This window comes from Mobilicoccus caccae, from assembly GCF_030161635.1.
In the GTDB taxonomy this organism is placed as follows: domain Bacteria; phylum Actinomycetota; class Actinomycetes; order Actinomycetales; family Dermatophilaceae; genus Mobilicoccus; species Mobilicoccus caccae.
This window is the reverse complement of record NZ_BSUO01000001.1, coordinates 3,629,153-3,643,877: the sequence shown is the minus strand read 5'-3', so window position 1 is coordinate 3,643,877 and position 14,725 is coordinate 3,629,153. Positions and strand designations below refer to the sequence as shown.

Annotated in this window: 12 protein-coding genes; 9 read left to right on the top strand and 3 right to left on the bottom strand. The window is 71.4% G+C overall.

Annotated features, from left to right (window positions below; translation table 11 throughout):
• Positions 1-80: 80 nt before the first annotated feature.
• The 4 genes from mmsB to QQK49_RS17820 all read left to right on the top strand — a co-directional run bounded on the left by mmsB (position 81) and on the right by QQK49_RS17820 (position 6,924).
• Positions 81-1,229, top strand: a complete 1,149-nt coding sequence (mmsB, locus tag QQK49_RS17835; RefSeq protein WP_284305144.1) for a multiple monosaccharide ABC transporter permease — start codon at positions 81-83, stop codon at positions 1,227-1,229.
• A gap of 273 nt (positions 1,230-1,502) precedes the next feature.
• Positions 1,503-2,288, top strand: coding sequence for a hypothetical protein (locus QQK49_RS17830; protein WP_284305143.1), 786 nt, complete (start codon positions 1,503-1,505; stop codon positions 2,286-2,288).
• A complete protein-coding gene (locus tag QQK49_RS17825) occupies positions 2,195-3,202 on the top strand; it encodes a biotin carboxylase domain-containing protein (protein ID WP_284305142.1) in 1,008 nt (335 codons plus the stop codon). The genes QQK49_RS17830 and QQK49_RS17825 overlap by 94 nt, the downstream gene beginning before the upstream one ends.
• On the top strand, positions 3,130-6,924 hold the full coding sequence (locus QQK49_RS17820) for a carboxyl transferase domain-containing protein (protein WP_284305141.1): 3,795 nt from the start codon (positions 3,130-3,132) through the stop codon (positions 6,922-6,924). Before QQK49_RS17825 ends, QQK49_RS17820 begins: the two co-directional genes overlap by 73 nt.
• On the opposite strand, the gene QQK49_RS17815 is transcribed toward QQK49_RS17820, so the two are convergent.
• Genes QQK49_RS17815 through QQK49_RS17805 form a run of 3 tightly spaced genes read right to left on the bottom strand, consistent with a single transcriptional unit; the run spans position 6,842 to position 9,132 of the window.
• Positions 6,842-7,717 carry a serine hydrolase gene (locus tag QQK49_RS17815; protein ID WP_284305140.1) on the bottom strand — a complete coding sequence of 292 codons (876 nt, stop codon included), beginning with the start codon at positions 7,715-7,717 and terminating at the stop codon, positions 6,842-6,844. The two genes, QQK49_RS17820 and QQK49_RS17815, sit on opposite strands and share 83 nt — an antisense overlap.
• 18 nt (positions 7,718-7,735) lie before the next feature.
• Positions 7,736-8,440, bottom strand: coding sequence for a DUF8692 domain-containing protein (locus QQK49_RS17810; RefSeq protein WP_284305139.1), 705 nt, complete (start codon positions 8,438-8,440; stop codon positions 7,736-7,738).
• Between the two features lie 5 nt (positions 8,441-8,445).
• Positions 8,446-9,132, bottom strand: a complete 687-nt coding sequence (locus QQK49_RS17805) for a hypothetical protein (RefSeq protein ID WP_284305137.1) — start codon at positions 9,130-9,132, stop codon at positions 8,446-8,448.
• 393 nt (positions 9,133-9,525) lie between these two features.
• Between QQK49_RS17805 and QQK49_RS17800 the strand changes: the two genes are divergently transcribed.
• The 5 genes from QQK49_RS17800 to QQK49_RS17780 all read left to right on the top strand — a co-directional run bounded on the left by QQK49_RS17800 (position 9,526) and on the right by QQK49_RS17780 (position 14,513).
• Positions 9,526-11,334 (top strand): ABC1 kinase family protein, encoded by a 1,809-nt coding sequence (locus tag QQK49_RS17800; RefSeq protein WP_284305136.1) that lies wholly within the window; start codon positions 9,526-9,528, stop codon positions 11,332-11,334.
• Positions 11,316-11,465 (top strand): hypothetical protein, encoded by a 150-nt coding sequence (locus QQK49_RS17795; RefSeq protein WP_284305135.1) that lies wholly within the window; start codon positions 11,316-11,318, stop codon positions 11,463-11,465. Before QQK49_RS17800 ends, QQK49_RS17795 begins: the two co-directional genes overlap by 19 nt.
• Before the next feature lie 364 nt (positions 11,466-11,829).
• Complete coding sequence (locus QQK49_RS17790) at positions 11,830-13,923, top strand: hypothetical protein (protein WP_284305134.1); 2,094 nt, start codon at positions 11,830-11,832, stop codon at positions 13,921-13,923.
• A gap of 51 nt (positions 13,924-13,974) precedes the next feature.
• Complete coding sequence (locus tag QQK49_RS17785) at positions 13,975-14,256, top strand: type II toxin-antitoxin system Phd/YefM family antitoxin (RefSeq protein WP_284305133.1); 282 nt, start codon at positions 13,975-13,977, stop codon at positions 14,254-14,256.
• Positions 14,256-14,513 (top strand): type II toxin-antitoxin system RelE family toxin, encoded by a 258-nt coding sequence (locus tag QQK49_RS17780; protein WP_284305132.1) that lies wholly within the window; start codon positions 14,256-14,258, stop codon positions 14,511-14,513. Before QQK49_RS17785 ends, QQK49_RS17780 begins: the two co-directional genes overlap by 1 nt.
• Positions 14,514-14,725 lie beyond the last annotated feature (212 nt).

The following is a 14,725-nucleotide window of genomic DNA, read 5'->3' as shown; positions in this document are numbered from 1 at the left end:
AGAGCGGCGCGACCGTCGCGCCGGAGGGATCGGCAACGGAGCGAGCGACCTCGGCGTCGCCCGACAGGGGCCGTGCAGGCATGGTCAATCTGCGTGAGTACGGAATCGTCGGCGCGCTCATCCTCATCGTGGCCCTGTTCCAGGTCCTCACCGGTGGGACCCTCCTCATGCCCGACAACGTCGCGAGCCTGGTGCAGCAGAACGCCTACGTGATGATCCTCGCGGTCGGCATGGTCATGGTGATCGTGGCCGGTCACATCGACCTGTCGGTCGGATCGATCGTCGCCTTCGTCGGTGGCGTCGTGGCGGTCGCGATGATGAGTTGGGACCTGCCGTGGGGAGTCGCGGTGCTGGTGGGGCTCGGTCTGGGCGCACTCATCGGTGCGTGGCAGGGATTCTGGATCGCCGTGATCGGCATTCCGGCGTTCATCGTCACGTTGGCCGGCATGCTCATCTTCCGTGGCCTGGCGATCATCATCGTCGGCGAGACGGTGGCGGGTCTGCCGCCCGGGTTCGTGTCCATCTCGAACGGTGGCCTGCTCGGCACGTTGGGGTTCATGGGCAACGCCGACGCCTTCACCCTCCTCGTCGGGGTCCTGGCCATCGCCGGACTCGTGTTCAGTCAGATCAGGAGCCGCCGCACGCTGCGCAAGCACGGGCTGGTGATGGAGTCCACGCCGGTCTTCCTCGTCAAACTCGTGGTCATCTCCGGGCTCATCGCGTTCGGTGCCTGGGTGCTGGCGGGGAGCGCCATCGGCCTGCCGTACGTCCTGGTGCTCGTGGCGCTGCTCATCCTCTTCTACGCATTCCTCATGGGTCAGACCGTGTTCGGTCGTCACGTCTACGCCATCGGCGGCAACGTCCACTCGGCCGCCCTGTCGGGCCTGAAGGTGAAGAACGTCAACTTCTGGATCTTCGTGAACATGGGAGTCCTGGCCGCGGTGGCCGCCGTGGTGACGACGTCCCGAGCCGGCGCGGCGGTGGCGGCGGCGGGTCAGAACTACGAGCTGGACGCGATCGCGGCCTGCTTCATCGGTGGCACCGCCGTCACGGGCGGCATCGGCCGTGTCTCGGGGGCGATCGTGGGCGCGCTCATCATGGGCGTGTTGAACATGGGGCTGTCGATCATGGCGGTCAACCCCGCGTGGCAGCAGGCCATCAAGGGGTTGGTGCTCCTCGCGGCGGTCGCCTTCGACCTCCTCAACAAGCGGAGGACGGCCGGCGCCTGAGGACGTGATGGCCAAGGGTCCCCTCGCGGTGCCGCGGGGGGACCCTGGAGCGCGTGAACCGTTGCTGTGGTCACCCGACCTCGTGCTCGGGGCGGTGGATAGCCGCCTCTGGGACAGGAGGGGAAGAGGCCTGCAGAGCCGCGTGAGGTCGCGAGGGCGTGCGGCTCAACCTTCCGCGACGTCTTTCCCCTTCGGTGGGCCGGCGCGCTGGCCCACCGCGTGCCTGGCAGGGGGTTACTTCTCCGTACGACCGACCCACTCTAGGGTCGGCGCATGATTTCGGACCGTGCTGAATCCCCCGCCACCCCGCGATCCTTCAGGCTCGCGATCCTCGATGACGGGGAATCGGTGGCGAGGGTGGTGTCGGCTGTCGACGACCTCGTGCGGGCCGACGGGACGGCCGCCGCCGTCACCACCGTCGTGGCGCACACCGGCGCGGTGCCGTGGTTCGGGCGCGACGCCGCCGAGACGTTGGCGCTGGACGCCGACACCGGTCTGGGCGACGCCCCGCGCAGCACCGACGGGGACGAGGCGGAGCTCTCCGTCGACGCGATCGTCACCGCGCTGGCCGGTGCGGGGATCGACGGCGTCTGGCTCGGCCGCGTCCCCACCAGCGCCGGAGTCCTCGCCCTGACGCAGGCGTGCGAACAGGCCGGAATGGCGGTCGCGGGACCCTCCTCGGAGGCGCTGCGCCGCCTGGCCGAGCCGGCGCCACAGGCCTCCGACACCACGGCTGAACGCACCGACACCGACACCGGACGCCGCGCGCGTCTGGTGGACGTCGACGTCCTCGCCTCGGCCGACCGGGTCCTCACCCTCCCCCGCGTGACGTCGTGGCACTCGACGACGGCCACACCGTGCTCGCGGAGTTCCCCGCCTCTGGGCTGTCGTCGCAGGTCACGGCTGCGCTCGAGGACACGGCTACGCGCGTCGTGCGTGAGGCGGGGCTCACGGGCGGATGCACGGTGCGCCTGCGCGTCGACGACACCGGTGAGGTCGCCGTGGTCGGCGTGGACGCCCAGGGGCGGCCCGACCAGGCACTACTGGACGAAGGGATGACCACGCTCCTCATCCAGCTCCGCGTCGGCCTGCTGCTGGGCCGCCCGCTGCCCGAGTCGCTCCCACCCGTGGACGGCCACGCCTTCGGCGTCACCCTGCTCGCCCGCGACCCCGACCGCGGCGGCATCAGCACCGCACCCCACCGCGTGCGGCTCCTGGACCTGCCCACCGGCGTCGGCGTGCGGGGCGAGGTGAGCCCGCGCGTCGACGACGAGGTGCGCGGGGTCGTCACGACGCTCGGGGCCTGGGGCCGTGACCGGCGACAGGCCCTGGAGCGGCTGCGTCGCGCCGTCGAGCGGACCGCGGTCGTCCTCGACGGGGCCGTGACCAACCGCTCCGCCCTCCTGCTGCTGCTCGGACACCCCGACCTGCAGACCGGTGCCGTCGACGACGGGTGGTACGGCCGCCGCCAGGCCGATCTCGTGCCGCCGGCCGACCCGATCGCCCTGGTCGCCGCAGCGGTCGAGGCCTACGAGGCCGACCTCGCCTCGGTGCGCGCCGAGTTCCTCGCCAGCGCCTCGCGGGGCCGCCCCTCCCGCCCGGAGGACGTCGGCGCCCGCCTCACCCTCGACTACCGCGGCGCCGACGTCGAGGTCGTCGTCGAACGCCGCAACCCCTCCACCTACCGCGTGGCGCTGACGCAACCGGGAGGCGAGTCGGTCGAGGTCGACGCCCGCGTCGACGTCCTCGGCCGCTTCGAACGCCGACTCACCTGTGCCGGACGCAAGTACCGGGTCATCGCCTCCGAACCCGGCGCGGCGATCCGCCTCGAGATCGACGGCCTCGCCCACACCGTGGTCCGCGAGGACGGCATGGCCGTGCGCACCCCCGCCCGGCCCTGGTGGCCGACCTGCACGTCGAGGTCGGCGACGAGGTACACGCCGGTGATCTGCTCGCGACGCTCGAGTCCATGAAGATGCTGTCGAGCGTCGTCTCGCCCTACGACGGGGTCGTCACCTCGATCGCCGTCCTGCCCAACACGCAGGTCGAGCGCGGAGCGACGTTGCTGCGGGTGCGCAGCGAGGTGGCGCCGGCCCTCGCCGTGGGCGCCCCGTCGGTGGACCTCTCGCCGTTGGCCGGCGCCACGCCGGCCGCGTCGACGGATCCGGTCGACGTGTACCGCCGCCTGCGTGACTACCTGCTCGGATACGACCTCGCGGCCCCCGCCCTCAAGGCGCTCCTGGCCGAGCAGAAGGCGTGCACCGAGCAGGTCCCGGTGGGCGACGAACGCCTCGCCGCCGCGGAGGACGCCCTGCTGGAGGTGTACGCCGACCTCGCCTCCCTCTACCGTCCGCGGGTCGAGGGCGACATCTCCCACCTGCTCGATGCCGAGGTGGAGTCGGCCGACACCCAGGAGTACTTCCTCGCGTTCCTGCAGTGGCTCGACGCCGACCGCGCCGGTCTGCCCGAGCGCTACCGGCAGCGTCTCGCCCGAGCCCTGGGCCGGTACGGCGTGGAGGGCCTCGCTCCCGGAAGGGAACTCGACGCGGCGACGCTGTGGATGTTCCGCTCCTTCTCGCGGGTCCCGACGCTCTCGGGCGCGATCACCGCGGTGCTCGAACGCCGGATGACCCACGCCGCGGAGGTCCGCGCTGTGCTGGGTACCGGCGCGCGGGAGCGTCTGGACCGCCTGGCCCGGGCCGCCGAAGGACGCGCCCCGGCCGTGGCCGCACTGGCCCGAGACCTCGCCTACACCCTGTTCGAGGAGCCCGCGCTGGAGGAGCTCGTCGAGCGCGCCCGTCGGCCGTTGCTCGACCTCCTGGCCGACCTCAAGGCCGGGGGTATCAGCACGCCGGAGGCCCGCGCCGACGCGGTGCGGACCCTGCTCGACTACCCGCATCCGCTCCGCGCCCAACTGCTCCAGTCGTGGATCGACAGCGACCCCGACGACGTCGACCTCCGCGGAGTCCTGCTCGAGGTGTCGCTGCGCCGCTACTACCGGCAGCACGAGTTGACCGACCTCGTCATCGACACCTACGAGGGCGTGCCGCTGGCCTCCGCGGACTACGAACACCAGGGCCGCCGCGTCCACGTGATCACCACGTACTCGGCGCTGCTCGACACCTACGACCTCGGCCCCTCGGTGCGCGCTCACCTCGAACGCGCCGGTCTGCTGACGGACGAGGCGCGGGACACCGACGTCGTCGTCGGCGTCCTGTCCTGGCGGCGCAGTCCGATCCCCCGGCTCGAGGAACTCGTCGAGGCGACGCGCGCCGGCCTGGAACCGATGGACGTCGGTCGCCGCCTGGCCCGCGTCGACCTCACGGTCACCAGCCGCGCCGGGGTCGGCAAGGAGCACACCCGCACCCAGCACGTCAGCTTCACGCAGGACCCCTCGGGGGCGTGGGTCGAGGAGCCGGTCTACCGCAACCTGCACCCCGTGATGGCCGAGCGGCTGGACATCTGGCGGCTCTCCAACTTCACCCTCGAGCGCCTGCCCTCCCCGGAGGACGTCTACCTCTTCCTCGGCGTCGCCAAGGAGAACCCTTCTGACCGCAGGCTGTTCGCACTCGTCGAGGCCCGTGACCTGACCCGCGTCGGCGAGGACGGCGGACGCGGCTCCTACCCCCGGCTCGAACGTCTCGGGCTCGAGGCGCTCGCCGCGATGCGCACCGCCCGTGCGGGATTCCCGCCCCGGCAACGCCCCGCGGCCAACCGACTCATCATGGTCGTCCGCCCCGAGTGGACCGTGCCGCCGGAGGAGTGGGCCGACATCGCCCGCACCTACGAACCGATGGCCCGCGGAGTCGGACTCGAGAAGCTGGCCGTCCACGTGCACGTCCCCGGTGAGGACGGGCCGGTCGAGAAGGTCATCATCGTCGACGGCCTGGGCGGTCGCGGACTGTCCGCGCGCATGGGGGACCCGCGTCCGGAACCCGTGCGTCCGCTGACCCGGTACGCCCAGAAGGTCCTCACCGCGGAGCGGTTCGGGGTGCCCTACCCCTACGAGATCATCCGCATGCTCACGCCCGGGCCGGAGGAGACGAGCTCCTTCCCGCACGGGTCGTTCACCGAGTTCGACCTCGACGAGGACTGCCGGACACCGCGGCTCGTCCCGGTCGATCGTGAGCCGGCGCAGAACACGGCGCACCTCGTCGTCGGTGAGATCACGACCTACACCGACGTCGTGCCCGAGGGCATGCGGCGGGTGGCGATCCTGTCCGACCCGACCCAGGGCCTGGGCAACCTGTCCGAGCCGGAGTGCGTCCGCATCAACGCCGCCCTCGACCACGCCGAGCAGCAACGACTGCCCGTGGAGTGGTACGCGGTGTCCTCCGGCGCCCTCATCGCGCTGGACTCGGGCACCGAGAACATGGACTGGATCAGCAACACCCTGCGCCGGATCATCGAGTTCACCCAGGGCGGCGGGGAGATCAACATCATCGTCACCGGCATCAACGTCGGCGGGCAGCCGTACTGGAACGCCGAGGCGACGATGCTCATGCACACCAAGGGCATCCTCGTGATGACCCCGGCGAGTCAGATGGTGCTCACCGGCAAGCAGGCATTGGAGTTCTCCGGCGCGGTCGCGGCCGAGGACAACACGGGCATCGGCGGCTACGACCGGATCATGGGGCCCAACGGCCAGGCGCAGTACTGGGCACCGAGTTTCGAGGACGCCTGCCGGGTGCTGCTGCACCACTACGACTACACCTACGTCGTGCCCGGTGAGCGGTTCCCGCGGCGCCGCCCGACCACGGACGAGGTGGGGCGCGACGTCCGCACCTCCCCGCACCGGGAGCTGCCGGCCTCGCCGTTCACGACGGTGGGCGACGTGTTCGACAAGAACCCCGAGCGCAAGCAGCCCTTCGACATGCGCTCGGTGATGCGCGCCGTCGCCGACGTCGACGACACCCCACTCGAGCGTTGGCGGCACTGGCGCGACTCGGACACCTCGATCGTGTGGGACGCGACGATCGGCGGAATCCCCGTGTGCCTGTTGGGACTCGAGTCGCACGCCGTGCCGCGGACCGGGTTCGTGCCCAGCGACGGTCCGCCGGCGTGGACCTCCGGAACCCTGTTCCCGCAGGCCTCCCGCAAGACGGCGCGGGCCATCAACGCCACCAGCGGCAACCGGCCGCTCGTCGTGCTGGCCAACCTGTCGGGCTTCGACGGATCACCGGAGTCGATGCGCAACTGGCAGTTGGAGTACGGCGCCGAGATCGGCCGCGCGGTGACCAATTTCGACGGTCCGATCGTGTTCGTCGTCGTGTCCCGCTACCACGGTGGCGCGTTCGTCGTGTTCTCCAAGCAGCTCAACGAGGGCATGCAGATCGCCGCGGTCGAAGGCTCCTACGCCTCGGTCATCGGCGGTGCGCCGGCGGCGGCGACCGTGTTCGCCCGCGAGGTCAAGAAGCGCACGGCGGCCGACCCGCGGGTGGTCGCGGCGAGCGAGGCGGCGTCGGCCGCGGGGCCCGCCGGTGGCCGGGCCCGGGCCGAGCTGGCCGACGTCACGGCGCGCGTGCGGTCGGAGAAGTTGGGCGAGATGGCCGAGGAGTTCGACGGCATCCACTCCGTCGAGCGAGCCCTGCGCGTGGGGTCGGTCGACGAGATCATCGCCCCGGCCGACCTGCGTCCGTGGATCGTCGCGGCGCTGGAGCGGGGGATGGCGCGGTTCGGCCGAGACGCTCCCTGATCCGCGACCCCAGCCGGCGCAGGTCCTCGACGACCGTCTCGGTCCGACCGGGCTCGGCTCCCGGGCCCCAGTTCGCGATCGCGGCGTAGGCGATGCGGTGCTCGCCGAGGCCGACCACGCCGACGTCGGCGCGCACTCCGTCGTCGCAGCCGGTCTTGTTCATGAACCGCACGTCCGAGGCGCCGGTGTTCGAGAGCGGGTCCAGGTAGGTGGCGGCGCCCACCATGGAGAAGTCGACGCTCCGCCGCAGCCACGTCCGCATCACTCGCAGTGAGGGCACCGACGAGAGCGACAGATCGGTCATGATCGCCGCGTAGTCGTCGGCGCACCCGCGGCTGACCGTCTCGGGAAGGCTCTCGTCCCGCTCGTCGCGCTCGTCCCGGAAGTAGTCGTACAGCGTGGAGCCTCCCGGCGCCCAGGCGGCGGCGAGGGAGCGCACAGAGTCCAGCCCGAGCCACGAGATCAGGGCATTGGCCGCGAGATTGTCACTGCAGGAGGCGACGAGCGTGGCGACGTCCTCGACGCCGAGGTCGGCTTGGGCCAGGTGCTGCCACAGGCCCGAATCCGCCACCGCGTGGTCGACGGGCTTCGGCAGGCGGAGTCTCGCGGTGTCGGGATTCCTGGTCAGCTCGTCGGCCGCCCCGCGCAGGGCGAAGATCTTGCCCAGGCTCGCCGATCTCAGCAGCCGCGACGCGTCCCTCTCCACGAGCACGGCGCCTGAATCCGGGTCGACGACCTTCACCGACCACTGCACGTCATCGGCCGCAGGCGTCCATGCCAGGGAGTCGTTCATCGGGCCAGGCTAGGAGATTCAGCCGACCTCGCGCGCAGACCGCGACGCCGGCCCGCCGCGCCCCGGGGCCTCGACCCGGAGCGGGAGCAGCCGCGCCAGGATCGCGTGGACGGCGAACGCGCAGGCCGTCATCTCGAGCATCTCCTCGATGTGGGTGAGCGCGAGGTAGGTGCCCCACCCGCCCTGCTCGATGACGTAGCCGCTCACGGCCTCGAGCCCGAGGGCGGCGGCGATGTAGACCGTGACGCAGGCGGCGAGGGCCCGTCGCGTGCGACGAGGGAGACGGCGAGTGGCGAACGCCAGCACCAGAACTCCCACCGGCGCCACCACCGCGCCGACCGCCACCCACGCGAACGTGGGCACGCTCAGGCCCAGGTAGGCCGGGGCGAGGCCGGCGTTCTCGTGCAGTCGGGAGCCCTCGTCGAGGCTGAGAAAGCAGGCGGTGGCCGCGATGGCCGCCCAGCCGAGGCGCTCGGCGGCGAACACGGCGGCGGCGAGGGTGGCCGTGACGGCGATCGCGGCGAGGAGCATGACGTTCCACCAGGTGGGCAGATTCATCTCCGTGCCGACGTAGAAGTAGTCGAACAGGCCGCCGTGCGTGTCACGGTCGAGTACGAGGTAGGCGAGCGCGGAGAGGACCCCGAGGACACCCGTGATCGCCACGCTCGTCCACAGGAATCGGCGAGCCGCCGCTCCGGGGATCTCCATCCGGTGCGGTCCCACGGGGGTCACCGTCGCGACGGAGGCCGTCCTCCGCCCGATCGGACGGGGCGTCCTGTCATGCGCAGCGCGTCGAGGACGAAGAGGGCGAACCCGAAGGCCAGCAGCAACTCCATCGGCTCCTGGAAACGGGCCGGTCCGTCGGCGATGTCCTGCAGCGCCGGACCGAGGGCGCCGACGAGCACGGGGCCGACGTAGTCGATGAACACGTAGTACCCGGTGACGGGGAAGAACCAGGTCCACCGGTGCGCGAACGGGGCGTAGAGCCAGACGGGCCGGGCGAACGGGAGGAATCGCGCGACGACGCGGCCGAGTCCCAGGCCCCAGAGGCCGACCACGATGTAGGCGCCGTGCAGCGCGTACCGGCCGAGCAGGTTGTGCAGGTTGGCCTCGCCCTGGATGTTGCGTTCGACGAGGGCCTCGGGGCCGGCGAAGCCGAGCTGCCGCTGGAACCACGTGACCTCCTCACCGGCGATGAAGAAGAACCCGGCGGCCAGGAGGACGTAGGCGATGGTGCCGAGTCGGTCCCCGAGAGCGGCCCGACGGCGGGCCACGACGAGGGCGAGGACCACCGCGACGACGTACACGGCCATGGTGGCGAACTCGACGGGCCCGTCCTCCACCACCACCGCGAGGTAGGTGGGCCGGTCGGCGAGGAACAGGACTCCGAACGCGACGGTGGCCACCAGGGGCACGAGCGCAAGGAGCAGACCTGCGCGCTTGGTCCGATATCGATGCCGGGCCTCCGGCCCCGAGTGAACGCCGCGTGAATGAGAGATGGCCGCCATAAGCCAAGAATATGGACGAACGTTCAACTGGTGGCATCGGGCGCATGTCGGATTTGCGCACAGGCCGGGTGGGGATGAGGGGTGGGCGCCGGTGTTCCCGGCCGTCAGGCCCCCGACCAGCGATGATCCTCGGTCCGAGCGTCGGGTCGTGACCTCGGCTGAGGTCGGCACCGTGACACGATGCACTCGTCATCCCGTCCGACGACCGGAGGCACGTGTGCTCTTCGTCATCCTGGCGTTCGTCTTCAACACCGCGCTCCTCGCTCTCGTCACCCGCCGGATGGTCGGTGTGCCCGTCGGGTGGCCACGCACGTTCCTCGTCTCGGGTTCGTACGCCCTGGTGGGCAACTCGGTGCTCGGTGTCATCGGGGGCGCCTCGGAGTCGTCGGCGCCGACGGTTCTCCGGTCTCGGGCGTCCCGGCGGAGCTCGCCGTCGCCGTCCTCGTGCTGCTGGTGGCATGGAGCGTGGCGTTCGGTGTGGCGACCCTCGTGGTGCTCGAGGTCATCGCGCCGACCGGCAGCCTGCCCAACCCCCTCCTGTTCGTCCGCGGGCTCCCCTCCCGCCTGCGCCGGCAACGCCGCTACGTGCAGATCGTCGGGATCGCCACGCGGCACGGCCTGTCGAGCCGGCTCGGCTTGGGGGCGCACCGCGACGTGCAGGATTCGCGCCGGCTGGCCCGCGGGCTGCGGCTTGCGCTCACCGACGGCGGCGTGACGTTCGTGAAGTTCGGCCAGATGCTCTCCACCCGAGCCGATCTCGTCGGTGAGGACCTGGCCGCCGAACTGTCGTTGCTCACCAGCGAGGTCGAGCCGGTGCCGTGGGAGGCGATGCGCACCGCGCTCGAGGGCCACATCGGTGCGCCGCTGGAGGAGGTGTTCGCCGACCTCGATCCCGTGCCGCTCGCGGCCGCCTCCGTGGGTCAGGTCCACGCCGGCCGGTTGCACGACGACAGCGACGTCGTCGTCAAGATCCAGCGTCCGGGGGCGAACGTGCAGGTGGCGGCAGATCTCGACATCCTCCGGCGCCTGGCCCGCCGCGTCGAGACCCGCACGGACTGGGGCCGCGACCTCGGCGTCAGCTCCCTCGTGGAAGGGTTCGCCGTCAGCCTCGACGAAGAACTCGACTACCGCGTCGAGGCCGCCAACGTGCGGGCGATCGCCCCCGACCCCGGCGAGGACGCCGAGACGCTCGTGCACGTGCCGTTCGTCCACGAGCGGTACTCGGGGCGTGCGGTTCTCGTCATGGAACGGGTGCGGGGTGTGCCGATCTCGCGGGCCGATGCCGAGCTGCGCCGGCTCTCGGACGGGCAGCGTGCCGATCTCGCGGCGTCACTGCTGCGTCTGGTGCTGCGGCAGATCGTCGGCACCGGGGTCTTCCACGCGGACCTGCACGGCGGCAACGTCCTGCTGCAGGACGACGGCCGTCTGGCCCTGCTCGACTTCGGCTCGGTCGGCCGGCTCGACCGGTCCTCCCGCGACGCCGTGGCGCGACTCATGCTCGCCGTCGATCATGACGACGCCGTCGCCGCCACCGACGCCGTACTTCTGCTCCTGGACCGGCCCGAGGGTCTCGACGACCGCCGCCTGGAACGCGAGATCGGCTCACTGCTGGTGCGCGTCCGGGGCGGCGGCGCGACGTCGGGGCTGTTCGGCGACCTGTTCGGTCTCGGGGTGCGCCACGGATTCACCGTGCCGGGGCAGGTCGCGGCCGTGTTCCGCGCCGTCGGGGCGCTCGAGGGGACCCTGGCCGCGATCGATCCGCGCATCGACTTCGTCGAGTCTTCCCGTGTCGCGGGCGCGGGGCTCTTCACCGAGCGCTTCCGGCCGGAGGAGGTCCGGCGCACGCTGGAGTCGCGCCTGCTCCAGGCCCTGCCGCTCGTCGAGCGTCTGCCCCGCCGCCTGGATGCCGTCGGACGCCAGTTGGAGGACGGCGAGCTGAGCGTGCGGGTGCGTCTGCTCGACGACGCCGAGGACCGGGCGTTCGTGACCGGGCTCGTCCGCGAGATCACCATGTCCATCATCGCCGCGGCCTGCGCGGTCATCGCGGCCGTGCTGCTCGTCTCCGGGGTGGGCCCCACGCGGCGCCGGGAATGCCGCTCTATCCGCTGATCGGGTCGACGTTCCTGCTCTTCGCGTTCGTGCTGGCCGCGCGTGTTCTCGCGCTCGCCTTCGGTGGGGCCATCGGTCACGACCGGGTCGTCCACCGCCCCGCCGGCCGACGTCCACGATCTCGCCGCTGACGGTCACGCCTCGACTCGAGAGCACGCCCCGGCCTGAACCTCGCCGGCACCAGACTCCGGCTGTGCTCCTGCACTAGGGGAGCACGGCCGCAGGTTCGTGCGGCGAGCGCACGAACTGAGGAGCACGGAGTGACATTCGGGGGCATGGCCGACGCCGCCGGACCCGCCCCCACTGCCCCGGTCTCGTCGACGGCCGTGAAGTGGTCGCGATCGCGAGTCCTGCTCGTCGGCAACGTCTTCGCCTACGAAGCCACCGGCCCGCGCCGATGGGAGAAGAGGTCCGCCGCGAGGTGGCGAGGCGTCGGCGGCGAGGCGATCCGGAGGCGAACAGGTGGGGACGGGCTTCGACGTGACGAGGCGGGCGGTGTTGTTCGGGAGCCTCGGCGGCGTCCTCGCGGCGTGTTCGTCGCCCGGGGGGTCCGGCGGGCAGGGCGGGGAGAAGGGTGCACCGGTGGATCGGTCGCCGAGCCCGCAGGAGCACGGCGGGTTGCGGTGCCTGGCCCGCCAGGACTCCACGACCCTGCGCCTGCACACGACTGCCGGTGACGTGACGTTCTGGGCCGGGGTCAATCTCGGCAGCACGACACCGGGACACAGTCCCGGGGAGCTCGCCGTGACCCGCGAGGACTACCGGCGGTGGTTCTCGATGATGGGACAGCTCGGAGTGCAGGTCCTGCGGATCTACACCATCCACCCGCCGCACATGTACGAGGAGTTGAAGGCGTACAACGAGGCGCATCGAAGCGCGCCGCTCTACCTGGTGCACGGCATCTACCTGCCCGACGAGTCGTACATCGAGAGTCACGACCTGTTCTCGCGCGCCTCGACCGAGGCGATGGTCGCGGAGGTCCGGGATGCGAGTGCGGCCGTGCACGGCACCCTGCGTCGCTCGGAGATGCGTGGCCGCGCCTCGGGCACCTGGACCGCCGACGTGTCGCCGTGGACCGCGGCGTGGATCGTCGGGGTGGAGTGGGACCCGGAGGCGGGGTCGGCCTCGGACGCGAAGAACGCGGACGCTCCCGCCCATGCGGGGACCTACTTCTCCTCGCATCCGGAGGCGACGCCGACCGAGCGGTGGATCGCCGCGCGGATGGACGAACTGGCCGCTCTCGAGGCCGCTGCGGGGCTGAGCGTGCCGATCGCGCATGCCAACTGGCCGACCGCGGACCCGCTGAAGCACCCTCAGGAGCCGCTCGCGAACGAGGACATGTTGGGTGTCGACGCCAACCACGTCGTGCCCTCGGATCGGTGGCCCGGCGGCACGTTCGCGTCCTACCACGCCTACCCATACTACCCCGATTTCCAGATGCTGCAGCCCTCGTACGTCGAGGCCGAGGACCCCTACCGCGCCTACCTGCTCGACCTGGCGCGGCATCACGGCTCGATGCCGTTGATGGTGAGCGAGTTCGGGGTGCCGTCCTCGCTCGGCTCGGCGCACCGGGGGAGTCTGGAGCGCGACCAGGGGCATCACTCCGAGCAGGACGCCATGCGCATGAACGCCGAGATGCTGCGGATGTTCGCCGACGCCGGCCTGGCGGGGGGCCTGGTGTTCGAGTGGCTCGACGAGTGGTTCAAGTTCACGTGGAACACCGTCCCGCGGCACGCGCCCGTGGACGGCGAGCGTCGCGCGCTGTGGCACGACCCGTTCACCAACGAGCAGTTCTTCGGGCTGGTGGCGCACGACCCGAAGCCCGTCGGCCGGCGGGTTCCGTACGAGGGCGATGGTGCCGTGCGGTCGATCGCGGTGGATCACGACGCCTCGTGGCTCCACCTGGACATCGATCTCGCCGCCACCCCGAGTTCACCGGTGTCCGTGGGGTTCTCGATCCTGCCCGAGGGCGGGATCCGGATGCCGGACGGCGGGGGCCAGGCCCGATACGACGTGGCGGTGACCCTCGACCCGGGGGCGCGGCAGGCCGCGTGCCTCATCCGGGGCGCGCTCGACCCGGTGCGGCTCGACGGGTTGCCGGCCTCGGCCGTGCCCCGGCCCGACGCGAACGGGTGGGTGCTCCAGCGGCTGACGTTGAACCGTCCGTACACCGTTCCCGGGACAGGGCAGGACCGCCCGGCCGAGTTCCTCGAGGTGGGCCGCCTCATCGAGGGTGACTGGAGCGACCCGGGCAACACCCTCGCCACGTGGCAACTCGTCGCCGGCGATGCGGGGAACGCCGTGTTCCGCCTACGGCTGCCGTGGTCGATGCTCGGCTTCGCGGACCCGTCGTCGCGGACCGTCGTCGTCCCGACTCCGGCCGGCGCCGCCCCGACGGGCGACGCCAAGCTGCAGGACACCCCGGTGGGAGTCGTCGTCGAGGGCATCGACATGGCGGTCTTCGTGCCGGGCCACGACCCCGTGACCGCCCCGATCCGTTGGGAGGGATGGCAGGACGCGACGTACACCGAGCGGCTCAAGGCCGGTGTCGACGTCCTGTCCCAGGCCCTGCGTGACACCGCGGGCTGAGATCCTCTCGCCCGATGTCGACAGAGAGTAGGTTTGGCTACACTTGTGGCTATGAGCATCGATGCCGTGATGGCGCTGCGGGATGTGAAGAACCGTCTGTCCGAGGTCGTCGACCAGGTCGAGCGCGAGCATGATCGTGTCGTCATCACCCGTCACGGCAAGCCGGCGGCGGTCGTCATCAGTACCGACGACCTCGCCTCGCTGGAGGAGACGCTCGAGGTCGTGAGTCGGCCCCCGCTCGTCGCTCAGGTCCGGGACAGCCTCGCCGAGCTCATGGCGGGCGAAGCGGAGATTCTCGGCAAGGACGAGATTCTCGCGGGCCTGCGTACCTGATGGCGGAGCCGTACGCGATCGCATGGACGCCGACGGCGAGGCGTGCTCTGCAGCGACTTCCCGAGAAGGTCGCGGCGGCCGCTGTGGAGTTCATCTATGGCCCACTGGCCGACAATCCGCAGCGCGTGGGTAAGGCGCTGCGCTTCGAACTGGAGGGTCTCCACAGCGCGCGCCGCGGTGACTACCGGATCATGTATCGGATCGACGAGCACGTCACCATCGTGGCGATCGAACACCGCGCCGACGTCTACCGCTGACGCGCGCCTCTCGCAAGGTCGCGAACCAGCGGGATGCCTGCGCGTCACACACCATCCGCCGCGTATCACCGGAGCCCACTGGCTGGTCGCTCCTGCCTCGTCTCCGCCCGACGCGGACCTCGAACTCGGCCCGGACGGCACTGCGAGCGAACGGTGGCCGATCCGTGGCCGATCCGTGGCTCCATCCTCTCGACAGGCCCTCTCGGCAGGAC

Coding starts and splice junctions, on each gene's coding strand:
- mmsB (WP_284305144.1), top strand. CDS start 81: ATGGTCAATCTGCGTGAGTACGGAATCGTCGGCGCGCTCATCCTCATC.
- QQK49_RS17830 (WP_284305143.1), top strand. CDS start 1,503: ATGATTTCGGACCGTGCTGAATCCCCCGCCACCCCGCGATCCTTCAGG.
- QQK49_RS17815 (WP_284305140.1), bottom strand. CDS start 7,717: ATGAACGACTCCCTGGCATGGACGCCTGCGGCCGATGACGTGCAGTGG.
- QQK49_RS17795 (WP_284305135.1), top strand. CDS start 11,316: ATGCCGCTCTATCCGCTGATCGGGTCGACGTTCCTGCTCTTCGCGTTC.
- QQK49_RS17785 (WP_284305133.1), top strand. CDS start 13,975: ATGAGCATCGATGCCGTGATGGCGCTGCGGGATGTGAAGAACCGTCTG.
- QQK49_RS17780 (WP_284305132.1), top strand. CDS start 14,256: ATGGCGGAGCCGTACGCGATCGCATGGACGCCGACGGCGAGGCGTGCT.